We start from the raw sequence: 22955 nt of genomic DNA on the forward strand, positions 1-22955 counted from the left end.
TGTCTATGAGCACAACTATGAATAACAATCTACCCATTTTAAGTAATGAAGGTGGCCTGTCTGCATATCTAGAGCAAATAAAAAAATTTCCAATGCTTGATGCAGAAGAGGAGTACATGCTCGCTAAAAATTGGAAAACGACAGGAAATATTAAGTCAGCAGAAAAACTTGTAACAAGTCATTTGAGATTAGTGGCGAAAATTGCAATGGGTTATAAAGGTTATGGTCTCCCAATTAACGAGATGATCTCTGAGGGCAATATTGGACTGATGCAAGCTGTCAAAAAATTTGAGCCAGAAAAAGGTTTTAGATTAGCAACTTATGCGATGTGGTGGATAAAAGCTTCTATTCAAGAATATATCTTAAAATCTTGGAGCTTAGTAAAAATTGGTACAACTACTGCACAAAAAAAATTATTTTTTAATCTTAAAAAATTAAAAAATCAAATTGCACCACAGGCTGAAGGTGATTTAAGAAATGAGCATGTAAACGAAATCGCTGAAAAATTAGATGTGAGTAAAGAAGAGGTTGTCTCAATGAATCGTAGGCTATCTGGAAAAGAATTTTCTCTTAATGCCCAAGTCGGTGAGGATGGTGATGAATGGCAAGATTGGTTAGTAGATAAAGAATTAGATCACGATCTTAAGTTTGCTCATCAAGAGGAAATGAAACAAAGAAAAGATCTATTAAAAGATTCAATTAAAGTTTTGAATGATAGAGAAAAGGAAATATTATATTCAAGAAGATTGAGTGATGATCCAACTACTTTAGAGGATTTAAGCAAAAAATATAAGATTAGTCGTGAAAGAGTAAGACAAATTGAAAATAAAGCATTTGAGAAACTACAAAAGCACATGCTTTTGCTTGCTAAATCAAAAAATCTTTTACCTGTAAATTAAATCTCAAAAGGATTTTCAACTAAGATTGTGTCATCCCGTTCAGGACTAGTTGATATACTTGATATTTTTGCTCCAATAAAGTCTTCAATTGCAAATAGATATTTTTTTGCATTCTCTGGTAGGTCGTTAATATTTTTGACCCCATTGGTTGAAGTTTTCCATCCATCAAAAGTCTTATATATAGGTTTAATTTTAAGTTGATCTTCAACTGCTGCTGGAAGGTAGTCTATTTTTTTTCCATTAAGATCATATTCGACACACATCTTAATTTCATCTAGTTCATCCAAAACATCTAGTTTTGTGAGTGCAATTCCATCAATTCCAGAAATTTTTATTGTCTGTCTCACCAAAACACCATCAAACCATCCACATCTTCTTTTTCGACTTGTAACGGTTCCAAATTCTTTGCCTCTTGTACCTAATAACTCACCTATTTTATCTACCAACTCTGTTGGAAAAGGTCCTTCACCTACTCTTGTCGTGTAAGCTTTGGTTATTCCTAATACATAATGAATTGAGTTAGGCCCACATCCGGTTCCTGTTGCAGCACTTGAGGCCACAGTATTGGAAGAAGTTACAAAAGGATATGTTCCATGGTCAACGTCTAGTAGAATTCCTTGTGCACCCTCAAATAATATTTTTTTCTTTTGTTTCTTAAATTGATCAATCTTAAGCCATACTGGTGCTGAAAATTTAAGAATTTCAGGAGCGATTTTTAAAAGATCATCTTTAAGCTGATTTTTCTCAAATATCTTTTTACCTAAACCTTTTCTAATAGCGTTATGATGTAATAAAACTGTTTCTAATCGTTGGTTCAAATTTTTTTCTGATCTAAGATCCATTACTCGAATTGAACGTCTTCCAACTTTATCTTCATAAGCAGGTCCAATACCTCTTCTTGTCGTTCCAATTTTGCTTTTACCTGCTGCATCTTCTCTTATTTCATCCATTTCTCGGTGAAATGGTAAAATTAGATTTGCAGCCTCAGAAATCATGAAATTTTCTGAATTTACATCTACACCCTTTTCTCCAATTTCTTTAATTTCATCCAATAATGCCCAAGGGTCGACAACAACACCATTTCCAATAATAGAAACTTTATTTTTTCTGACTATTCCTGAAGGAAGCAATCGAAGTTTGTAAGTTACTCCATCTATAACTAAGGTATGTCCAGCATTATGACCACCTTGAAATCTAATTACAACATCAGCTTGTTCTGATAGCCAATCCACAATTTTTCCTTTTCCTTCATCTCCCCACTGTGAACCAACTACTGCAACATTTTTCATTATTTATATATTTTTTTTAACTCAATAGAATTTAAATGATTTATCGGACCATGACCTGTACCAATTTTAGGGTTTGTTAATATAGCAGAATTTACATATTTAACTCCTAACTCACAAGATCTCTTTAGAGTTTTTCCACATGAAAAAAAAGAAGTGATCGCAGTTGATAGTGTACAACCTGTGCCATGAGTATTTTTAGTGTTAAATCTTCTATTTGAAAATACTTTAATCTCTTTTTTGTTAACAAATATATCGTGTACCTTTTTTGATTTTAAATGACCTCCTTTCACTAATACATTTGGTGTACCCATTTTTATGAATTCATTTGCAGCAAGAATCATATCATTTTTATTTTTTATTTTAATGCCAGTTAGGATTTCAGCTTCAGGAATATTAGGTGTAATTAAAGATACTTTATTTAATAATTTTTTTTTCATTAATTGTACAGCGGAGTCTGTGATGAGCTTTGAACCACCTTTAGCAATCATTACTGGGTCTAAGATAATCTTTTTAACTTTTATTTCGTTCAGTGATCTTAATACCTTATCTATTACTCTTGTAGAATGAAGCATTCCAATTTTTATAGCATTGGGCCTTATATCTTTAATTGTATGAATTATTTGATTATAAATTTCATTTGGTGGAATAGGTATTACTGATTTCACACTTTTTGTATTTTGGACTGTGACTGCAGTTACTGCTGTCATAGAATACACACCTAGACTAGTAGCAGTTTTAATGTCTGCTTGAATGCCTGCACCACCTGATGAGTCAGATCCTGCTATGATTAAAATTTTTGATTTTATTTTCAAATTATCTAATTTTTTTCAAAATAATATTAACACATTTTACAAGAAGTCTTTTATTTTCACTTTCTCCCATAATTCTTATTTTTGATTCTGTTCCCGATTTTCTTACAAGAATTCTGCCACTACCTTTTATTAATTTTGAAGCTAGTCTAATAGATTTTTTAATTTCAGGCTTGTTGATTATATTTTTATTTTTTACTTCAATATTTTTAAGTAATTGTGGGGTTTTCTTAAATTTTTCAAAAAATTCGCTGGCTCTTTTTCCTTTTCTAAGAGCAAATAAAGACTCCAGTGCTACAAGTAAGCCATCTCCTGTAGTTGCAAATTTACCTAGAATAATATGTCCTGATTGTTCTCCACCTAAATTAAACTTATTTTTTTGCATTACCTCTTTTACGTATCTATCACCAACATTAGCACGTATAAATTTTATTCTTTTTTTTTTGAAATACTTTTCAAGGCCATAATTTGACATTAATGTTCCAACAACCCCGCCTTTTAACATCTTTTTATTTTTCCACCTTGTTGCTAACGCAGCAATAATTTGGTCACCATCTATAATATTACTTTTTTCGTCACACATAATTATCCTATCTGCATCACCATCTAGTGAAATACCCATGTGGGCCTTATACTTTTTAACTGCAGATTTTATTTTTTCAGGAAATGTGGAACCACAGTTTTTGTTAATATTTAATCCATTAGGATTAACTCCTATTGCAATCACCTTTGCTCCCAAAGATTTTAATAATTCTGGTCCAGCTTTGTACCCTGCTCCATTTGCACAATCAATTACAATTCTAAGTCCTCTTAAATTGAATTCTTTGGTAAAATTTTTTTTTAATATTTTGATGTAATCATTTGTACCTGTCTCTAATCTTTTTACTCTACCTAATTTTTCTGGCTTAGAGAGATTTTTGATGATCTTTTTATCTATTAAACTCTCAATTTTTTTTTCTATTTTATCTGATAGTTTCATACCATCAGGTCCAAATAGTTTTAATCCATTATCATTGTGAGGATTATGAGAAGCTGTAATCATAATTCCCATATTTGCTCTCATAGCTTTTGTGAGCATCGCTAAACCATTAGTGGGTAATGGTCCCAAAGTATATACATGCATACCTGCTGATGCTAGTCCTGATACAAGTGCTGGTTCTAAAGTGTATCCAGATAATCTAGTATCTTTTGCAATTATTGCGGTTTGTTTTCTTTTTTTTTGAGATTTAAAATATGTTCCACTAGCTAAGCCAAATTTAAAAAACATGTCTCCATTAATATTTTCACTATTAATAGCTCCCCTAATACCATCGGTACCAAAATATTTTTTTGTCATTAATTATTTATTATATTCTTAAAGATCTTTAAGCCTTGTATTGTTTCATTAACATCGTGAATTCTTAAAATTTGAACACCTTGCATCATAAGATATATTGATGAAGCTATTGTTCCCCCATTTCTGAATTTACTATCATTTTTTCCAGATATCTCCTTAATAAATCTTTTTCTTGAGTTACCTACAAGTATAGGAAAACCAAGAGAATGGAAAATAGAAATATTGCGTATCAAACTCATATTATGTTTCAAATTTTTTCCAAAACCTATGCCGGGATCTAGAATAATTTTATTATGCTTAATACCTTTCAATCTTAGAAGTTTTATTTTTTTTTCAAAAAAATCATATATATCTAGCAACTCATTTTTATATCTAGGATTTTTTTGCATATTTTCGGGAGTTCCTTGTGAATGCTGAATTACAAATGGTACTTTATATTTCTTTAATATATTTAAAGTTTGATTGTCAAATTCTAATCCTGAGACATCATTAATTAATTTTACTCCTAAATTTATTCCTTTGCTCATAATTTTAGACTTTCTGGTATCTAAGGAAATTGGTATTTTTTTCTTAATTAATGAATTTAAAATTTTTTCAATTCTTTGCCATTCTAAATTTTCTCTAATCACTTTTGATCCTGGCCGTGTTGACTCACCACCAATATCAATCAAATTGGCGCCACAGTTGAGTAAATTAATCGCGTGATTAATTCCTTTTTTTTTTGAATTAAATTTTCCGCCGTCTGAAAAGCTATCAGGTGTTAAATTTAATACACCCATTATATTAGGTATCTTTGCAAAATTTAAACTTGAAAAATTTTTTTTTTTTGATTTAATTTTTTTTAAATCGGAATTTATTTTTTTCCTAATTAATTTAGGCAAATATTTTATTTGATTAACAAATATCTTTTTTTTTGAATTTCTTGTTAATATCTCTATTTGATCAAATGAAATTTCTTTTATTCCGTTAAGTGGTATAGCTTTATTTCTTTTAACTAATTTTTTTGAGTTATTTCCATAGTAGAAATTACACAATCTTGTGTAATGTCTAGACATTAAGATTAATGAACAATTTTAGGTTTAAGTCCCATTGCACCTAAAGCTGAGCTCTTATCATCATCGACTTTTAGATCTTGTTTATCAGCAGGGTATATATTTTTAGTAATTATATTTTCGATTTCTTCACCTGTTAATGTTTCATATGTCATGAGAGCTTTTGCAATTTTATGCAAATCATCAATTTTTTCGGTTAAAATTTCTTTAGCTTTGTTATAGCCCTCATCAACTAATTTTCTGATTTCTTTATCAATCTTTTGAGCTACTTCCTCAGAAACTGATTGTGTTTGAGTCACAGATCTTCCTAGGAAAACTTCCTCTTGATTTTCACCATACTCAACTGGACCCATTTCTTCACTCATGCCGTATTTTGTGACCATGGCTCTTGCAAGTTGAGTTGCTTGATTTATATCTGAACCACTTCCTCCACCTGCACCCGTTGAAATATTATCTTTTCCGAAAATTACTTCCTCTGCCACTCTTCCTCCAAAACAGACTGCTAATCTTGCTTTCAAGTATTTGATTGAATGACCATGTTTGTCTCTTTCAGGTAAATTCATTACCATTCCTAAAGCTCGACCTCTTGGTATAATTGTTGCTTTATGTATTGGATCGTAGCTAGGCATATTAAAAGAAACTAAAGCGTGTCCACCCTCATGATATGCTGTTAATTTCTTCTCATCCTCAGTCATAACCATTGATCGTCTCTCAGCTCCCATCATTACTTTATCCTTTGCTTCTTCAAATTCATTTAAAGTAACAATTCTTTTATTTTTTCTAGCTGCTAATAATGCCGACTCATTAACTAAATTAGCAAGATCAGCACCTGAAAATCCAGGAGTTCCTCTTGCTATAGTTCTCAAATTTACATCAGGAGCCATCTTGATCTTTTTAACATGCACTTTAAGGATTTTTTCTCTTCCAATTATATCTGGATTAGAAACTACAACTTGTCTATCAAATCTACCAGGTCTTAATAATGCAGGATCAAGAACATCAGGCCTGTTTGTTGCTGCAATTATAATGACACCTTCATTAGTGTCGAAACCATCCATCTCAACAAGAAGCTGATTAAGGGTTTGTTCTCTCTCATCATTACCTCCACCTAGACCTGCGCCTCGACTTCTTCCTACAGCGTCAATTTCATCAATAAAAATTATACAAGGCGAATTTTTTTTTCCTTGCTCGAACATATCTCTCACCCTTGAAGCTCCCACGCCAACGAACATTTCTACGAAATCTGATCCAGATATAGTAAAGAAAGGAACGCCTGCTTCACCAGCAATCGCTCTAGCTAGTAAAGTTTTACCTGTACCTGGCGGACCGACAAGAAGTGCACCTCTAGGTATTTTTCCACCTAACCTACTAAATTTTTTTGGATCTTTCAAAAACTCAACAATTTCTTCGACTTCCTCTTTTGCTTCTTCTACTCCAGCAACATCATTAAAGGTCACTTTGCCTTTCATTTCATTCATCATTTTTGCTTTAGATCTTCCAAAGCCCATCGCTCCACCTTTTCCACCTTGCATTTGTCTCATAAAGAAAATCCAAACTGCTATTAACAATAACATTGGAAACCATGAAAGTAGGACACCAAATAATGAAGGCATCTTTTCTTCTATAGGTGCCGCGGATATACTCACACCCTTCTCAGAGAGTTTTTCTATTAAATTAGGATCATTTGGTGAATAAGTTTTAAAGCTTTTACCATTAGCATACACACCATTTATGTTGTTTCCTTGAATCTCAACTTTTAATACCTCTCCTTCTTCTACAGACTCCAAAAATTCTGAGAAAATTACCTCATTAGAACTTCTAATGTTTGATTGAGGATTCTTAAACATATTGTAAAGACCAATCGTTAAAAAAACGATTATTGCCCACATTGCTAAGTTTTTAAGATTCATGGCTATAAGATAAGAATTATTATTAATTAAACAAGCCTATTTTTAGCCTTCTTTTGTCAAAATCACAGTATGATTTACCATCTTAATGACGCATCCTCCTAATGTTTCTTTTCTTAGGTTTCGCTCTTTAATTTTATTCAAAATATTCTCTATTTTTTTACCTCTCACAAAATTAGGCTTTTTTCCAACTAAATGAATTAAATCAGACAAAGATCTAAAAATGATCTCGTGTGAATTGTCAAAAAAATTTTCTTTTAATATAAGTTGATTTTTTTCATAGTTAAAAATCGAGTTCACTCTCTTATTCTTTTCAACATAAAACTTTATTGATTGGTCCGACTTTTTTAAATTTTCTATTGTTAATTGAAATTTTTTCTTATCAAGGCCAAAACCATCAAATTCCTTAATTAAGTTTCTTATTCTAATTCTATTGAATTTAATATCATCATTGGTTGGATCATCCACGTAGAAATTAAATATAAATTTCGATAAAAATATTAAATCTTTTTTGTCAAATTTTATCAAAGGTCTAATTAAATTTATATTTTTTATTTGAGTGTTTGTCCCAAGTGACACAAGTCCTTTTAGACCACTCCCTCTAGCCATTCTTAGAAAAAAGTTTTCAATTAAATCGTCCATGTGATGACCTAAAATTAGGTTATTAATTTTAAGTTTTTTGCATTTAGAAAATAAAAGCTCATATCTTTTACTCCTGGCTAAGGATTGGATATTGCTCATAGGTTTTTTCCCCTTCCAAGTAAGAACTTGAGAATTGATATTTAAAAATTTAAGAATTCCTTTTACTTTATGAGCCTCATAAGTAGACTCTTTTCTAAGCTTATGATCTACAATAAAATACTTTGGATTTAGGTTCTTTTTTAAAGAGTATATTTTTGTTAAAAAGGCTAAAGCCAAACTATCTGGTCCTCCAGATACTGCAACTATAAAATTAGTATCTATTTTGAATGACCTTTCAAATTTTTTAAAAATTTTATTTACTTTTTGATTTAAAAGTTTTGATTTATAGATTTTAGGAATTTTTTTTCTTACACTCAAATTTTTGAGACTCATACTTTGCTTTTTGAATAACAGACTGGTTTGCGTCTGGATATTGTTTTTCAACACCACTTATCATTTTACAGCCTTGATCTTTTTCTCCAATCTGTATCATTGATACACCCAGCTTTAATAAATTAATAGGAGCTTTTTCTCCTTTAGGGTATTTTTGATAACCTTCTAAATAAGCTGAAGCAGCATCAGTATATAATTGTCTTATTCTAAATGTTTCAGCATACCAATATTGTGCGTTACCTGCCAATTTATGATCAGGATTAGAAATTACAAATTCTCTAAATGCTCTTTCAGCAGTAGGGTAATCTCCAACTTTTAAGAAACTCGTCGCAAATTCATATTGCTCAGGCGCTGGAACATCTGGTAAAATTTTTTCTTCTGCTTGAAATGTCTCAGTAACGATTGTTGCTGTCGTTTCAACTGATTGTATTTTTTGAGTTGTATCGCTTGTAGAATTATCTTTATAAGATATTGAACCTAAATCTTGTGGTTGAGATGAGCCTGGTAAAATTTCTGTATCTGTTTCTGAACTTTTTTTTGAGGTCAAATTTATAGTTTCACCATTTGATAAAGCGGTTTCTAAATCTTGAAATCTAAGTTGATTATCTGATTGAACTTTAGAAAGTCTATTTGATAACTTATCTAGCTTAAAATTTATTTCTTCAAATTTATTAGTGAGTTCCTGAAACTGATTTTCAATTTCAGATAATTTCAACAAATGTCTTGTAAGTACATCCTCAGAGTTATTATCAACGTTTGATAAAGCTGAATTGGTGTTATTGAATTCGCTTGAATTTGAATAAACAGCTTTTTCAAGAGTTTTTAAATCTTTTTTAATCAGCTCTAGGGTATCGTATATATTATGATTGTCAGCGAAAGAGGGGAAACAAACTAAAAAATTAAATAAAAAAAAAATTTTGAATTTTAATAATTCTTTAAAGTATTTCATTCAATTAGGTTATGTCTAAAATAATGGCAAAAAAAAGACCTCTTAAATCATTATAATTTAAGAGGTCTTAAATATTAATTGAATATTTAATTTGCTTTAACGGTCACAGATCTTCTATTTTTTGACCAAGCTAATGGGTTAGACCCAGAGTCTACAGGTCTTTCTTTACCATAACTTAAAACTGAAATTCTGTCAGAAGATATTCCGTAAGTCATTAAATAATCTTTAGCTGCATTAGCTCTTCTCTCACCTAATGCTAAATTATATTCTCTTGTTCCTCTTTCATCAGCATGTCCTTCTAAAACAATTGTAATTTTAGAATTTTTTCTTAACCATGCAGCTTGCTTTCTAAGAGTTTCTCTTGAAGCTGTAGTTAGAACTGACTCGTTAGTTGCAAAAAATACCCTATCAGGAACACCTGAGGCTAAGTACTCAACTGTATCTGTTCCAGTATAAACATCACCTTGCATTTGCCCTGTAGATTTTTTTGATGTAGCACATGCAGAAAGTGCTAAACACGCAACTACTATTAAAAATCCGTTTTTTAGAATTTTGCTTAATTTCATTATTACTCCTTGATCAATATTTCTTTAATCTTAGTTTTTCACAACTAATTAGATCTTTCAAGGCTAAAAATCAAGCGAATTAATTATTAATTACTTAATAAAGATGACCATGATGGGTCTGATCCATCAGTTGGAGTAGGAACTTGTCTCTCATTATACCCCGTTAAATCTATGGACCATAATTTTGCAGAAAAACCCTTTCCTTTAGAATCTGTTTTTGTCTCCCTATAAAAAATCAGAACTCTCCCATTGGGTGACCAGGATGGAGCTTCTTGATAAAAATTTTCAGTTAATAATCTTTCACCACTTCCATCAGTTCTCATTACTCCTATATAAAATTTTCCTTTATGCAATTTTGTAAATGCGATTAGATCACCTCTTGGAGACCAAACTGGAGTACCATAAATTCCTTTACCAAAAGATATTCTTTTAACATTACTTCCGTCACTCTTCATTACGTAAATTTGTTGATAACCACTTCTGTCAGAGTTGAAAGAAATAAATTTTCCATCTGGAGAATATGAAGGTGATGTATCTATAGATGGATGATTGGTAATTTTTTCAACTATTCTATTTTCTAAATCCATTGTGTAAATTTCAGAATTACCATCCTTAGCAAAACTCATAATTATTTTTTTTCCATCTGGGGAAAATCTTGGTGCAAAAGTCATACCAGGAAAATCTCCTACAACTTCTTGGGTTCCTGTTTCAATGTCCAGCAAATAAACTCTTGGTAAATTTCTAAAATATGAAAGATAAGTTACCATTTGGCTAGTTGGATTAAATCTTGGAGTTAAAACAAGTTCATTTCCTAATGTTAAAAATTTATTGTTAGCACCATCTTGATCCATGATAGCTAATTTTTTTACTCTTTGAGTTTTAGGTCCCTCTTCTGCAACATATATTATTCTTGTATCAAAATAACCCTTTTCACCAGTTAATCTCTCATAAACTTTATCTGTAATTATATGACCAACACGTCTCCAATTATTTGGAACAGTTGTAAAAGCTAGCGCCATCATTTCTTTACCTGCAAGCACATCCCACAATCTAAATTCTACTCTTAGTTTTTCCTCCACATAACTAACTTTTCCAGTGATCAAAGCCTGAGCTTTAATTAAGTTCCAATCTTCAAATCTTGGTTTTAAATTTGCAATATCTGGTTCTTGCAAAAAAGCATCTTTATTCAATGGATTAAATAATCCTGATACCTTTAAATTATTTTCTACAATGGAAGATATTTCAGAACCGATATTTTTCTTTTTTAAAATACTCTCAAAATTTTTTCTTGATTCCTCATCTATAGACAGTGGAGAAACTGCAATAGGTAATGGATTTAGATTACCCCTTGTTATATCAACCTCAATTAAACCAAACGATTTTACTGGTATTAAAATTATAATTAAAGTTATTAAAACATTTTTCATTTTTTTATAGATTATATTAACCTTCTAACATTTCTCTTGCATCAAAATTTAACTGTAATTCTTTCCATCTTTCATAACCAGTGCTAGGAACTCTTAAAGGCTGACACAATTTAACAGCTCTTAAAGCACTTTCTGCTAATACTTTATAGAATCCTTGTCCTGGCTTATTCATTCTAGCATGATCTAAAATTTCTGACTTAATTACTGACCCATCTGGTTTTAATTCAAGTTTTATTCTGACAAGTAAATTTTCATTATATGGTAGTCCAAGTGGAATACTCCAACAACCAAAAATTTGTGCTTTTAATGCATCTTCCTCACTTAATGATAGCCCTGTATTCTCAAAATTTTTATTTTGGTCTTGGCTTAAATCTGGATTTTTCTTTAAAGTCTCTGCTTTGCTTTCTTTAGATTTATCAATCAAAGCGGCAATATTATTTGGATCAAATAATTCCTCTTTTTCAAATTCAGAAACTTGCTTTACTTCATTGTCAACTTTTTCAGGGTTTTGTTTATCCTCTTTTATTTTTTCAACTTTCTTTACTTTGTCATCTGGCATTGGGACAGCATCGGGCTTGATTTTCTTAACTTTTTTAGGTGGAGCTTGTTCTGATACTAATTTTTTTTCTTTTTCTTTTACTTTTTCAATTATTTTTTTTGCTTTGGGTGCAAATGGAATATTTGTTTTTTCCGTTATTTGAATTAATTCTACTGAAACGATTGGAGGAAGATCAATTGGTTTTTTTGCTAAAAAAGGAAGACTCATTGCCGTTAAAACAATAACAAATAGGTGTAAAACAGATGAAATTACAATACTCCTATTCACAAAAAAATTACCTTTCTTTGTATGGTTCTGAAATTAAAGCTACTTTTGTAAATCCTGAACCTGAAAGTAACCCCATAATTTCAAGGACTCTACCGTAATTAATAGTTTTATCCCCTCTTACATAAATTCTTGTATCAGTCCGATTTTTTGAGACCGCTAACACTTTTGCAATGATTTTTTCATATTCAACTTTTGACTCTTGAATAAAAATTTCACCTTTTGAATTTATAGTTAAAGTAAGAGGCTCTTGCTCTTCCGGGAGCGAGTCAGCTGAACTTTCTGGTAAATCAACCTGAACTCCTACTGTTAATAAAGGTGCAGTTACCATGAAAATAATTAGTAAGACCAACATTACATCTACAAATGGTGTCACATTAATTTCACTCATTGGTTCTTTTGATGAGCGATTAAACTTGAATGCCATTCTAGATAATAGTTAAAAATCTTTTAGAAAAGTTTTCTAGCTTTTGCGAATATTTTAAAGAGTCATTATTAAATTTATTGTATGCGATTACCGCGGGAATAGCTGCCAATAAACCTAATGCAGTAGCAAAAAGAGCTTCTGCAATTCCAGGTGCTACAATTGCTAAACTTGTATTCCTTGAAATTGCAATAGATTGAAAAGAATTCATTATACCCCAAACAGTCCCAAATAATCCTATAAAGGGTGCTGTTGATCCAACAGTTGCTAAAAAGGTAAATCCCTTTGTAATTTTAGACATTTGTTTTTCTATCCCAGTTTCTAACATTGAAGTCATTCTAGCATTCAAATCTGTTTTAGATCTTCTTTTAAGAAGATTTTGCATTGCGTCTTTAAAAATAAGTGCCATTGGGTCATTTATATTTCCCGGAAGATTGTTATAAAAAGACTCTGCAGATTTTGAATTCCAAAACTTAGTTTCGAATTCTTCTGAACTTTGATTTATTTTTTTAAATAATTTAAATTTTTCAAAGATTACCGCCCATGAATAAACTGAGCATGCAATTAGAATAATAATGACTGATTTTACAATTATATCAGCTCTTATAAATAAGTTCATAAGCGAAAAGTCAGCGCTTGATGCAAGTCCGACTGCTTGGGATGAAATATCAGCTTCCATAAGGACTTCTCACACTTAAATGTGTCATGAATTTGACTTCAAAAGTCAAAGATTAATCCTCTTTTTGGTGAGTTTCATAGTAAAAACTCGCAATTAGAATGGCATCAGCTTTGTTAGAGTCTTTTTTTTTTGAAAGTTGTGTTGAGAAATAAGGAAATATTTCAATTGCTCTTGTTCTACTAGCATCTTTTTGAGAATTAATTAAATTAAAATATTTTTTCCATTTAGCTGGTCTTACAAAAAACATTGGTAATCGCATTGCAGAACATATCCCTTTTAAAATCCCAAAAGACTGACCAAAATTAAACATACTAGTTACGCCTTGTCCTGGCATTGCAGAAACTTGTTCTATCACAACTCTAATTTCATCCTCTTTTTTATTAATTCTTTTTAAAAATTCGTTATAAATTTGGGCACCATTAACTTGTTTTTTATTTTTTTTACCCTCTGTCATGACTGGCATTTCAATTACTTCAAGAATTCTTCCATCTTTAAAAAAACAAATTGAGCCCGAAATACCTGGATCTATACCAATTATAAGCATATTCTATATTTAGTTTAAAAATTTAGCATTTGAATAAATATTTTGCACGTCATCATCATCTTCCAATATTTCAAAAAAACTAATTAGCTCCTTTTTTTTTTCTTCTGAAATTTCAACTGCGTTTAGAGGCACCCACTCTATTCCTGTCGAAATAAAATTACTTATTTTTTTCTCCAGCTCTTTTTTAACATTGTAAATATCATTTATTGAACACTGTATCTCATGAAATTCTCTATCCGATTTACACTCATTTGCACCAGCCTCAATAGCAAGTTCTAATATATCTTCATCCGAAATTTCATTTTTATCAATTTTAATTACTCCTAATTGAGAAAAATTATGTGATGCTGAGCCTTGAGTTCCCAAACTTCCTCCTGATTTTTGAAAAATTGTTCTTATATTAGAAGCAGTTCTATTTTTATTATCAGTTAAAGTCTCAACTATAACAGCAACTCTTTCGGGTCCAAAACCTTCATATCTCAAATTTTCAAAATTTGACTGATTGCTAATTGAGGACTTATCTATAGCTCTCGCTATATTGTCTTTAGGCATATTTGCAGACCTCGCAGCTTGCACAGCAGAACGTAATCTCGGGTTCATAGCTGGATCTTTATCACCTAACTTAGCTGCAACGGTAATCTCTTTAGATAGCTTAGAAAAGATTTTCGATCTTTCTTTATCAGCTTTACCTTTTTTGTGTTTTATACCTGCCCAATGAGAATGTCCTGCCATAAAAAATTAAGTATTTTTTAAAAGACCTCCAAATATATAACTATCGATACTATCTGCTAAGCCAGTTTCTAAATTACAATTTACTATAACTCCGCTCAATGAAGCTTCTCCATCAGCTGGAAAATGTTTAGTTGAATCCTTTTTCATGAATCTATTTATAGAATTATCTTTATTCATACCTATAACTGAGTCATAATCTCCACACATTCCAGCATCTGTTTGGTAAGCAGTGCCATTTTTTAAAATTCTTGCATCATTAGTAGGTATGTGGGTATGAGTTCCAATAACGAGTGTTGCTTTTCCATCAAAATAATGACCGATAGCATTTTTTTCACTTGTTATTTCTCCATGGAAATCAACAATCAAGAAATCATAATCTTTTTTTAAATTATATTTTTCTAAAAAATCTTTTGAAATTTTAAAAACATCATCACACTTTTTCATAAAAACATTTCCCATTAAATTTAAAACTCCCACCTTGTAATTTTTTTTTGATTTATAAATCTCAAATCCTCTACCAGGAGCAGGTTCAAATAAATTTTTGGGTCTTAATAATCTATTCTCCTTATCAATAAAATTCATTATGTCTTTTTGATCCCAAACATGGTTTCCAGTTGTAATAACATCAACTCCATTTTCAAAGAAATTTTGACAAATTTCTTTTGTTAAACCAACGCCGGTATCATCAGCATTCTCAGCATTAATAATTACAAAATCGATATTATTTTTTTGAATTTGATCTAATAAATCATTAGTTATCTTTCTACATCCTGACAATCCAACAACATCACCTAAAAATAAAATTTTCATAAAAAATTATTCATTTGTTATAATAAAATCTAACCCAATATCATAAATATTAGTTGGTATTTTTTTTACTTTTTGAAAAGAGTAGGCAAATCCAATTGTTAGAACTTTTTTTCGTTTTCTAACTTTCTTAATATACCTATCATAAAATCCTCCACCGTAGCCAATCCTATTAAAGTTTTTATCAAACGCTACAATGGGCACTAACAAAATATCGGGATATTTTACCATTTTTGAAATTGGTTCTGGTATTCCAAATTTATTTATAGCTAAGGGATCATTTGTTGACCATTGAAAGAAGTTCATTTGTGAATTTTTTTTTATTTTTGGCAATGTTATAATAAATTTTTTCTTCTCAAATTTTTCTAAGATTTGCAAAATATCTAATTCATAATTATACGGGTAATAACCACCAATTATCTTACCTAAAACCTTTTTTCTTTTTAAAATATTCAAAATTAAATCAAAATTAAAAGTGAATTTTTTAATTTTTTTTTGTTTCCTTATTTTTAATATTTTTTTTCTAATTTGAGATTTATTCACAAAGTTCTATTAAGATATTTTATCTATATTTGCTTTTTCAACAAAATTTGAAATCTCATCAGCAGCTGCATCAATTAACTTTTCATAGTGTTTTTGATTCTGCTCAATTTCATCTTTTAATTCTACTTGATTTTTACTCAAATTTTTAATTTCTTCCTCTTTTCTATCTTTATATTCATAAACTAATGATTTTAACTCTCTAAATTTATTTGAGAGCTCTTTTAATTCTGTCTTTTTCTGCTCAACTTTTTTTTTGGTTTCATGGTATTCATCCATTACTTTTACTGCAGTAATCAATAAAAGTTTATTTTCACCAATATTTCCTAAATCATTTTTTAAATCATTAAACTTTTGATTGATTTGTATTAATAATTCTTCAAGATGTTCTTCTTGTCCATCGTCACATGACAACAAAAACTCTTTGCCATTGAATTTTATAGTTACGTTTGCCATTTATCGATTTCATCCATTAAAGTATTAGTTTCTTGATTTAATTCATCTATTTTTTCTGAAAATTCTAATCTTTTTTTTTCTTCAATTTTTTCTCTATTTTGCAATTCTTCTAACTTTCTCGATAAATTTTCATGCTCATTTACTAAAGTTTGGTATTTTTTCTCTATTTCAGATTTTTCAATTTCTAATTGATTTTTTTGTTCTCCAAGAATTTCAATATTTTTTTTTATGTCTGGATTTTCTAGGTTTAAATTTTTTAGTTTCGTTAATGCTAAATTTAGCTTTTTTTCTTTTTCAAGAATAGAATTCATATATATATATTTATATTATTAAATAGAATCTTCTAAGTCTAGACAGGATAAATTTGAGTAAATTTTATAAAGAATTAGCTAATTGTATTAGATTTCTCTCAATTGATGCTGTTCAAAAAGCGAACTCAGGTCACCCTGGAATGCCGATGGGAATGGCAGATGTTGCTACAGTGCTTTTTAAAGATTTTTTAAAATTTAATCCAAAAAATCCTAGCTGGATTAATAGAGATAGATTTGTTCTTTCTGCTGGGCATGGATCAATGTTACTTTACTCTCTTCTTTATTTGACTGGTTACAAAAGTGTTTCTTTAAATAATATTAAAAATTTTAGACAATTGGAATCTATATGCGCCGGACATCCTGAATATCATCCAAATACTGGTATTGAAACCACTACAGGTCCATTGGGACAAGGAATCTCAAATGCAGTTGGGTTTGCAATATCAGAAGAAATTTTAAAAAAACAATTAGGGAAAAAAAAGATCAATCATAAAACTTACGTTCTCGCTGGAGACGGATGCTTAATGGAGGGTATTAGTCACGAGTCATTGAGCTTAGCTGGACATCTAAAATTAAAGAATCTTATTTTATTATTTGATAATAATTCTATATCAATCGATGGTCCCACTAACTTAGCTGTTTCAGATGATCACGAAAAAAGATTTAAGAGCTACGGATGGGACTTCTTAAGAATTAATGGTCATGATTTTAAAGAAATATCTAAAGCTTTAAAAAAAGCACAGAAATCAAAAAAACCTATCGCAATTTCGTGTAAAACAACAATCGGTTATGGATCTCCAAACAAAGGGGGTAAGGCTTCATCTCATGGAAGTCCATTAGGTGATGAGGAAATAAAACTGGTTAGAAAAAAACTAAAATGGAAATATGAGCCATTCAAGATTCCGACTGAATTATTAAGTGAATGGAGAAAAATTGGAGAAAAAGCCTCACAAAAAGCTCAGAAAAATAAAGTAAACTTTTCAAATTTTAAAAGTTTAAATTCATTTAAGAAATTAATTGAAAAAGTAAAAATTGAGTATACTAAAAATACTAAACTAATTGCTACAAGAAAATCATCTGAAATATTTTTAAACATTATAGCAAAGTTTCCTTACTTAATTGGAGGCTCGGCTGATTTAGCTGGATCAAATAATACTAAAACTAAAGATCATAAAATAATCAAACCAGGAGATTTTTCAGGAAATTATATTCATTATGGAGTTAGAGAGCACGCGATGTGTGGAATAATGAATGGTATAGCATTACACAGTAGCTTAATTCCTTATGGCGGAACGTTTCTAATATTCAGTGATTATTGTAAACCATCTATCAGACTAGCAGCGATGATGAAACAACAAGTTATATATGTTTTTACTCATGACTCTATTGGCTTGGGTGAAGATGGCCCAACTCATCAGCCAATAGAACAATTAACAAGTTTAAGATCTATTCCCAATTTAAACGTTTTTAGACCTTCAGACACCATTGAAACTTTTGAGTGTTGGGAATTAGCTCTTGAAAGTAAAAATACTCCAAGTGTAATTTCACTAACCAGACAAAGTGTCAATCCTGTTAGACTTGAAAATTCTCTTAAAAATAAATCATCTTTGGGTGCTTATGAAGTTTTGAGAACTGGGGATAATATAAGTGTAACAATTTTAGCAACTGGGTCTGAAACGAGTTTAGCAAATGATGTGGGTCATAAATTAGCCACAGATGGTATTTATTCCAAAATCATATCAATGCCTTGTCAAAAAATTTTTGATGATCAAAAAGAAGAATACAAAAAAAAAATATTAGGCGAAACTGAATTAATTGTATCTATAGAGGCCTCTGAAACGAATTATTGGAAAAAATATACTGGTACAAATGGATTAAATTTTGGAATTAACGACTTTGGAAAAAGCGCACCTTATAAAGAAATTTATGACCACTTTGATTTAGATTCTGAAAGTATTGTAAAAAAAATTAAAGAAAAATTATGAAAATTAAAATTGGTATCAATGGAATGGGAAGAATAGGGAGAATGATTCTTCGCTCTATTTATGAAGGAAACAAAAAAATAGAGATTATGCATATTAATAATAGAACAAATTCTGAGACTTGCTCAACTCTTTTAAGATATGATTCAATCCATGGAAAATTTAAAGCTGACATAAGCTATGATGAAAATAATCTTATTGTAAATAAAGACAAAATTTCTTTTGGTCAAGAAACTGATCTAAATAAGATTGATTGGAAGAAATATAGTGTTGATTATGTTTTTGAGTGTACTGGAAAATTTAATTCTAAAGATAAATTGCAACCACATCTAAATAATGGGGCAAAAAAAGTAATTGTTTCAGCTCCGTGTAAAAATGCAGATAAAACTGTTGTCTTTGGAGTAAATGAGTCTGAATTAAGTAAAGAAGATGAAATTATTTCTGCTGCTTCGTGCACAACAAATTGTCTGGCGCCAGTGGCTCATGTTTTAAATGAAAATTTTGGGATTGAGAAAGGTTTTATGACAACCATACATGCATTTACAAGTGATCAAAGAATTTTAGATAATTCACATAAAGATCCTAGAAGAGCTAGATCTGCTAGTCAATCAATTGTACCAACTTCGACTGGTGCATCTAAAGCAATAGGTGAAATAATTCCATCTCTTAAAGGTAAACTAGAGGGTGTCGCAATGAGAGTGCCAACCCCAAATGTTTCATTAATTGAACTTGTCTTTTGTACAAAAAAAGATGTGAACATAGAAAAAATTAATTCAGCGTTTGAGGATTTTAGTAAAAAAAGTAAAATTATTGAAATCACGAAAGAAAAACTTGTCTCTATTGATTTTAATCATAATCCTGCATCATCTATTATTGATACAAGTTTAACAAATGTGGTTGGTAAAAATATGGGAAAGATCTCAGCATGGTATGATAATGAATGGGGTTTTTCAAATAGGATGTGTGATATAGCTGAATACCTTCATAAGATTTCTTAATGAATAGTATAAAAGATCAAAAAAATCTTAATAAAAAAAAAGTTTTGTTAAGATTGGATTTAAATGTCCCATTAAAAAATGGTTCAATTACTGACGAAACAAGAATAAATAAGATTATCCCAATCATAGATTTTTTAATAAAAGAACAATCAAAGATCATAATAATTTCTCACGTAGGACGGCCAAAAGGTAAGGTAATTTCAGATCTCTCATTAAAACCAATTTGTGAAAATATTGAAAAAAAAATAAATAGAAAAATTAGATTAGTAAAAGAAGATATTTTTAAATTAAAAAAAGAGGATTTATTTAAAGATCCAAACGATCAAATAGTTTTTTTAGAGAACATTAGATTTTACAAAGAGGAAGAAAAAAATGACACTAATTTTGCACAACATTTAGCTAAACTCGCTGATTTATATGTAAACGATGCTTTTTCTTGCTCTCATAGAGCGCACGCTTCTGTGAGTAAAATTACTGAATTTCTTCCCTCTTTTGCTGGATTACAGTTGGAAACAGAAATTAGTGCCTTAAAAAAAGTTACAACAGAAATCAAAAAACCAATCACTTGTATTATTGGGGGATCAAAAATTTCGACAAAAATTGGAATAATCAAAAATTTAATATCTAAATTTGATAATATTATCATTGTTGGTGGAATGGCTAATAACATTATTAAATACAAAGGGAATCAAATAGGTAAATCAATTAAAGAGGAAAATTGTGATCTAATGATTAAAGAGATTTTTGAAACTTTAAAAAGTCATTCTTGTAAAATTATTTTTCCAGAGGACGTTTTGATTGGAAAAAATTTAGATGATGAACCTCAAATTAAAGAACTAGATAATATCAAAGATGATGATATCATTTTGGATATTGGTCCAAAGACATTAGATAAGATAAAAAGTATAATTAAAAATAGCGAAACAGTTCTTTGGAATGGACCAGCAGGTTATTTTGAAAATCCAAATTTTGCTAACGGTAGTTACAATATTGCAAAAGCTATAACAAAGAAAAATAAAAATAATTCAATTTACTCAGTTGTAGGAGGTGGAGATACGATAGCTCTAATCAATAAAATTAAAATGATAGAAAGTTTTAATTTTGTTTCAACTGCCGGTGGAGCATTTTTAGAATATCTTGAAGGAAAAGAGTTACCTGGTATAAAAGCTTTAAACTAATATGTCTGAATTAAATAACATAGCACTAAAAATACTTAATAATGGAAAAGGGATTCTTGCAGCTGACGAGAGTACTGCAACAATGACTAAAAGATTAGAGTCGGTTAAAGTTCAATCAACAGCTGAAAACCGTTTATTATTTAGAGAAACGTTGTTTAGCGCGTCTGGTATGACTGAATATATCGGAGGTGTAATTTTATACGATGAAACAATAAAACAAATAACCTCAAAAAAAAATAAAATCCCAGAATTAATTTCTGCTATGGGCAGTGTACCAGGTATTAAAGTTGATACTGGAGCAAAAGTTTTGGCTGGTTCACCAAATGAAAAAATTACTGAGGGTTTGGATGGATTAAGAGAAAGATTAAAGGATTATTATAAATTAGGAGCCAAGTTTACAAAATGGAGAGGTGTTTATAACATATCAAAAGAGCATCCAAGTAAACTCTCAATACAATCTAATGCACATGCCTTAGCTAGATACTCTGCATTAGTTCAAGAATGTAATATGGTTCCAATTGTTGAACCTGAAGTCTTAATGGATGGCGAGCATTCAGCAAAAGAATGTTATGAAAAAACTTCTGAAATAATAAAAAAATGTTTTGAAGAATTAATCTTGCATAAAGTTGATTTGAGAGGAGTTATATTAAAGCCAAATATGATTTTAGCTGGTAATAAATGTAAAAACAAAATATCAAATGAAGAGGTGGCAAAGTTAACTCTTAAATGTTTAAAAGACTCTGTTCCATCGGAGGTACCGGGAATAGCATTTTTATCTGGTGGTCAATCAGAAATAGAGGCTACGGAAAATTTAAATTTGATTAATAAATACAATGATACCAACTTTATAATGAGTTACTCTTATGGACGAGCCCTTCAACAAAGTGCATTAAAATTTTGGTCTCAAGACACAAATAATATTGAGGGAACTCAAAAAATTTTTAACCAAAGAGCAAAAATGAATACACTAGCTGCTCAGGGTAAATGGTCTAAAGAACTTGAGAATTAAAAAAAAAAAATTTATTTATCTCATTTCGCCAACAAAAATTAATAAGTCTTTCTATCAAGATTTAACTAAGGTTCTTCAGCAAAAAAAAGTGAGTTTTTTTCAATTAAGACTTAAAAAGGAAACTCTTAGAAAAAAAATAATCATTGGTGAAAAAATTAAGAAAATTTGCAAAAAATTTAATGTCAAATTTCTTATTAATGATGATGTTTTCATTGCTAAGAAATTAAATGCTGATGGTTGTCATTTAGGTCAAAAAGATATGAATATTACTAAGGCAAGAAAATTGATTGGCAACAAGATAATAGGTGTTACTTGTCATAACTCTATAAAATTATCAAAAATTGCTTTAAAAAATAAAGCTGACTATATAGCGCTAGGAGCTTTTAGTAATTCAAAAACTAAAAAAATAAAATACAGAGCCTCAATTAATTTGCTCAGAAAAGTCAAAAAAATCACCAAAACCCCTGTGGTTGCTATTGGTGGTATTAATTCTAGCAATTATAAAAATCTTTTATTGAATAAAGCAAACTTTTTAGCTATTTCAGGCTACATTTGGGATAACAAAAATCTAAAACCAATTGAGGCAATAAAAAAATTAAAATGAAAATTAGCGCAGGTGAAATAAGAGTTGGTATGCTACTGGAGTATAAAAATGATTTATGGCAGGTACTTAAAACTCAGCATGTAAAACCTGGAAAAGGTGGTGCATTTGCACAAGTTGAAATGAAAAGTGTGAATAAAAATACCAAGCTGAATGAAAGATTTAGATCTAGTGAAACTGTGGAAAAAGCATCTGTTGAGGAAAACTTATATAATTATCTATATGAGAATGATCATAATTATTTCTTTATTGAGCCAAAAACTTTTGAGCAATTAGAGATAAAAAAAAATATTATAGGAGAAAAAGGGAAACTTCTCACTGAAAATTTGGAAGTCTCAATTAATTTTTTTAATGACTCTCCAATTTCAGTTGAATTACCTAATCAGGTAAAATGTATAATAGAAAATACTGACGTTGCTTTAAAAGGTCAAACTGTATCTTCATCATATAAACCAGCTATTTTAGTAAATGGTCTCAACATTCAAGTTCCACCATTTATTGAGGCCGGCGATGAAATTATCGTAGATACAAGAAACTTAGAGTACATCAAAAAAGTTTAAGAT

The 22955-nt window shown here is 30.0% G+C and carries 25 protein-coding genes; 7 read left to right on the forward strand and 18 right to left on the reverse strand.

Annotated features, from left to right (window positions below; translation table 11 throughout):
* Positions 1-17: 17 nt before the first annotated feature.
* Positions 18-899, forward strand: a complete 882-nt coding sequence (rpoH, locus tag ACTT9C_RS06150; RefSeq protein WP_440923615.1) for an RNA polymerase sigma factor RpoH — start codon at positions 18-20, stop codon at positions 897-899.
* Here the strand turns inward: rpoH and ACTT9C_RS06155 are convergent.
* From ACTT9C_RS06155 to ACTT9C_RS06240, 18 genes are all read right to left on the reverse strand, one after another.
* Positions 896-2188, reverse strand: a complete 1293-nt coding sequence (locus ACTT9C_RS06155; protein WP_440923616.1) for an adenylosuccinate synthase — start codon at positions 2186-2188, stop codon at positions 896-898. The genes rpoH and ACTT9C_RS06155 overlap by 4 nt on opposite strands.
* Positions 2188-3000: a bifunctional hydroxymethylpyrimidine kinase/phosphomethylpyrimidine kinase gene (gene thiD / locus ACTT9C_RS06160; protein ID WP_440923617.1), complete on the reverse strand. Its 813-nt coding sequence runs from the start codon at positions 2998-3000 to the stop codon at positions 2188-2190. The genes ACTT9C_RS06155 and thiD overlap by 1 nt, the downstream gene beginning before the upstream one ends.
* Before the next feature lies 1 nt (position 3001).
* A complete protein-coding gene (glmM, locus tag ACTT9C_RS06165; protein WP_440923618.1) occupies positions 3002-4333 on the reverse strand; it encodes a phosphoglucosamine mutase in 1332 nt (443 codons plus the stop codon).
* Entirely contained in the window at positions 4333-5388 is a 1056-nt protein-coding gene (gene folP, locus ACTT9C_RS06170; RefSeq protein WP_440923619.1) for a dihydropteroate synthase, read from the reverse strand. Before folP ends, glmM begins: the two co-directional genes overlap by 1 nt.
* 5 nt (positions 5389-5393) lie before the next feature.
* Complete coding sequence (gene ftsH / locus ACTT9C_RS06175; RefSeq protein WP_440923620.1) at positions 5394-7295, reverse strand: ATP-dependent zinc metalloprotease FtsH; 1902 nt, start codon at positions 7293-7295, stop codon at positions 5394-5396.
* A gap of 42 nt (positions 7296-7337) precedes the next feature.
* On the reverse strand, positions 7338-8366 hold the full coding sequence (gene tilS / locus ACTT9C_RS06180) for a tRNA lysidine(34) synthetase TilS (RefSeq protein ID WP_440923621.1): 1029 nt from the start codon (positions 8364-8366) through the stop codon (positions 7338-7340).
* Positions 8326-9315, reverse strand: a complete 990-nt coding sequence (ybgF, locus tag ACTT9C_RS06185; protein WP_440923622.1) for a tol-pal system protein YbgF — start codon at positions 9313-9315, stop codon at positions 8326-8328. The genes tilS and ybgF overlap by 41 nt, the downstream gene beginning before the upstream one ends.
* A gap of 86 nt (positions 9316-9401) precedes the next feature.
* Positions 9402-9881, reverse strand: coding sequence for a peptidoglycan-associated lipoprotein Pal (gene pal, locus ACTT9C_RS06190; RefSeq protein ID WP_440923623.1), 480 nt, complete (start codon positions 9879-9881; stop codon positions 9402-9404).
* 86 nt (positions 9882-9967) lie between these two features.
* The gene (gene tolB / locus ACTT9C_RS06195) at positions 9968-11308 is read right to left on the reverse strand and encodes a Tol-Pal system beta propeller repeat protein TolB (RefSeq protein WP_440923624.1); all 1341 of its coding nucleotides are present in this window, start codon (positions 11306-11308) and stop codon (positions 9968-9970) included.
* A 16-nt stretch (positions 11309-11324) separates the two neighbouring features.
* The gene (locus ACTT9C_RS06200; RefSeq protein WP_440923625.1) at positions 11325-12134 is read right to left on the reverse strand and encodes a cell envelope biogenesis protein TolA; all 810 of its coding nucleotides are present in this window, start codon (positions 12132-12134) and stop codon (positions 11325-11327) included.
* Between the two features lie 7 nt (positions 12135-12141).
* The gene (gene tolR, locus ACTT9C_RS06205) at positions 12142-12558 is read right to left on the reverse strand and encodes a protein TolR (RefSeq protein ID WP_085114691.1); all 417 of its coding nucleotides are present in this window, start codon (positions 12556-12558) and stop codon (positions 12142-12144) included.
* A gap of 1 nt (position 12559) precedes the next feature.
* Positions 12560-13234: a protein TolQ gene (gene tolQ, locus ACTT9C_RS06210; RefSeq protein WP_440923626.1), complete on the reverse strand. Its 675-nt coding sequence runs from the start codon at positions 13232-13234 to the stop codon at positions 12560-12562.
* 52 nt (positions 13235-13286) lie between these two features.
* Complete coding sequence (locus ACTT9C_RS06215; protein WP_440923627.1) at positions 13287-13778, reverse strand: crossover junction endodeoxyribonuclease; 492 nt, start codon at positions 13776-13778, stop codon at positions 13287-13289.
* A 9-nt stretch (positions 13779-13787) separates the two neighbouring features.
* A complete protein-coding gene (locus tag ACTT9C_RS06220; protein WP_440923628.1) occupies positions 13788-14510 on the reverse strand; it encodes a YebC/PmpR family DNA-binding transcriptional regulator in 723 nt (240 codons plus the stop codon).
* A 6-nt stretch (positions 14511-14516) separates the two neighbouring features.
* Entirely contained in the window at positions 14517-15320 is an 804-nt protein-coding gene (locus ACTT9C_RS06225; RefSeq protein ID WP_440923629.1) for a TIGR00282 family metallophosphoesterase, read from the reverse strand.
* Between the two features lie 6 nt (positions 15321-15326).
* Positions 15327-15860: a 5-formyltetrahydrofolate cyclo-ligase gene (locus tag ACTT9C_RS06230; RefSeq protein ID WP_440923630.1), complete on the reverse strand. Its 534-nt coding sequence runs from the start codon at positions 15858-15860 to the stop codon at positions 15327-15329.
* A 9-nt stretch (positions 15861-15869) separates the two neighbouring features.
* Positions 15870-16313 (reverse strand): cell division protein ZapA, encoded by a 444-nt coding sequence (gene zapA / locus ACTT9C_RS06235; RefSeq protein WP_440923631.1) that lies wholly within the window; start codon positions 16311-16313, stop codon positions 15870-15872.
* Entirely contained in the window at positions 16301-16624 is a 324-nt protein-coding gene (locus ACTT9C_RS06240) for a 5-formyltetrahydrofolate cyclo-ligase (RefSeq protein ID WP_440923632.1), read from the reverse strand. The genes zapA and ACTT9C_RS06240 overlap by 13 nt, the downstream gene beginning before the upstream one ends.
* A 53-nt stretch (positions 16625-16677) precedes the next feature.
* Here ACTT9C_RS06240 and tkt point away from each other — a divergent pair, with 53 nt between their 5' ends.
* From tkt to efp, 6 genes are read left to right on the forward strand one after another with little or no spacing between them, the layout of a single operon-like run.
* Positions 16678-18609, forward strand: a complete 1932-nt coding sequence (gene tkt / locus ACTT9C_RS06245; protein WP_440923633.1) for a transketolase — start codon at positions 16678-16680, stop codon at positions 18607-18609.
* Positions 18606-19604 (forward strand): type I glyceraldehyde-3-phosphate dehydrogenase, encoded by a 999-nt coding sequence (gene gap, locus ACTT9C_RS06250; RefSeq protein ID WP_440923634.1) that lies wholly within the window; start codon positions 18606-18608, stop codon positions 19602-19604. The genes tkt and gap overlap by 4 nt, the downstream gene beginning before the upstream one ends.
* Positions 19604-20782: a phosphoglycerate kinase gene (locus tag ACTT9C_RS06255; RefSeq protein WP_440923635.1), complete on the forward strand. Its 1179-nt coding sequence runs from the start codon at positions 19604-19606 to the stop codon at positions 20780-20782. Before gap ends, ACTT9C_RS06255 begins: the two co-directional genes overlap by 1 nt.
* A 1-nt stretch (position 20783) precedes the next feature.
* On the forward strand, positions 20784-21791 hold the full coding sequence (locus tag ACTT9C_RS06260; RefSeq protein WP_440923636.1) for a class I fructose-bisphosphate aldolase: 1008 nt from the start codon (positions 20784-20786) through the stop codon (positions 21789-21791).
* Positions 21781-22395, forward strand: coding sequence for a thiamine phosphate synthase (gene thiE / locus ACTT9C_RS06265; protein ID WP_440923637.1), 615 nt, complete (start codon positions 21781-21783; stop codon positions 22393-22395). The genes ACTT9C_RS06260 and thiE overlap by 11 nt, the downstream gene beginning before the upstream one ends.
* Entirely contained in the window at positions 22392-22952 is a 561-nt protein-coding gene (gene efp, locus ACTT9C_RS06270; RefSeq protein ID WP_440923638.1) for an elongation factor P, read from the forward strand. Before thiE ends, efp begins: the two co-directional genes overlap by 4 nt.
* The last annotated feature ends 3 nt before the right edge of the window (positions 22953-22955 follow it).

Origin of the sequence: Candidatus Pelagibacter sp. (assembly GCF_052049575.1) — a bacterium.
In the GTDB taxonomy this organism is placed as follows: domain Bacteria; phylum Pseudomonadota; class Alphaproteobacteria; order Pelagibacterales; family Pelagibacteraceae; genus Pelagibacter.

Coding starts and splice junctions, on each gene's coding strand:
- rpoH (WP_440923615.1), top strand. CDS start 18: ATGAATAACAATCTACCCATTTTAAGTAATGAAGGTGGCCTGTCTGCA.
- ACTT9C_RS06155 (WP_440923616.1), bottom strand. CDS start 2,188: ATGAAAAATGTTGCAGTAGTTGGTTCACAGTGGGGAGATGAAGGAAAA.
- glmM (WP_440923618.1), bottom strand. CDS start 4,333: ATGACAAAAAAATATTTTGGTACCGATGGTATTAGGGGAGCTATTAAT.
- folP (WP_440923619.1), bottom strand. CDS start 5,388: ATGTCTAGACATTACACAAGATTGTGTAATTTCTACTATGGAAATAAC.
- ftsH (WP_440923620.1), bottom strand. CDS start 7,295: ATGAATCTTAAAAACTTAGCAATGTGGGCAATAATCGTTTTTTTAACG.
- tilS (WP_440923621.1), bottom strand. CDS start 8,366: ATGAGTCTCAAAAATTTGAGTGTAAGAAAAAAAATTCCTAAAATCTAT.
- ybgF (WP_440923622.1), bottom strand. CDS start 9,315: ATGAAATACTTTAAAGAATTATTAAAATTCAAAATTTTTTTTTTATTT.
- pal (WP_440923623.1), bottom strand. CDS start 9,881: ATGAAATTAAGCAAAATTCTAAAAAACGGATTTTTAATAGTAGTTGCG.
- tolB (WP_440923624.1), bottom strand. CDS start 11,308: ATGAAAAATGTTTTAATAACTTTAATTATAATTTTAATACCAGTAAAA.
- tolR (WP_085114691.1), bottom strand. CDS start 12,558: ATGGCATTCAAGTTTAATCGCTCATCAAAAGAACCAATGAGTGAAATT.
- tolQ (WP_440923626.1), bottom strand. CDS start 13,234: ATGGAAGCTGATATTTCATCCCAAGCAGTCGGACTTGCATCAAGCGCT.
- ACTT9C_RS06215 (WP_440923627.1), bottom strand. CDS start 13,778: ATGCTTATAATTGGTATAGATCCAGGTATTTCGGGCTCAATTTGTTTT.
- ACTT9C_RS06220 (WP_440923628.1), bottom strand. CDS start 14,510: ATGGCAGGACATTCTCATTGGGCAGGTATAAAACACAAAAAAGGTAAA.
- ACTT9C_RS06225 (WP_440923629.1), bottom strand. CDS start 15,320: ATGAAAATTTTATTTTTAGGTGATGTTGTTGGATTGTCAGGATGTAGA.
- zapA (WP_440923631.1), bottom strand. CDS start 16,313: ATGGCAAACGTAACTATAAAATTCAATGGCAAAGAGTTTTTGTTGTCA.
- ACTT9C_RS06240 (WP_440923632.1), bottom strand. CDS start 16,624: ATGAATTCTATTCTTGAAAAAGAAAAAAAGCTAAATTTAGCATTAACG.
- gap (WP_440923634.1), top strand. CDS start 18,606: ATGAAAATTAAAATTGGTATCAATGGAATGGGAAGAATAGGGAGAATG.
- ACTT9C_RS06255 (WP_440923635.1), top strand. CDS start 19,604: ATGAATAGTATAAAAGATCAAAAAAATCTTAATAAAAAAAAAGTTTTG.
- ACTT9C_RS06260 (WP_440923636.1), top strand. CDS start 20,784: ATGTCTGAATTAAATAACATAGCACTAAAAATACTTAATAATGGAAAA.
- efp (WP_440923638.1), top strand. CDS start 22,392: ATGAAAATTAGCGCAGGTGAAATAAGAGTTGGTATGCTACTGGAGTAT.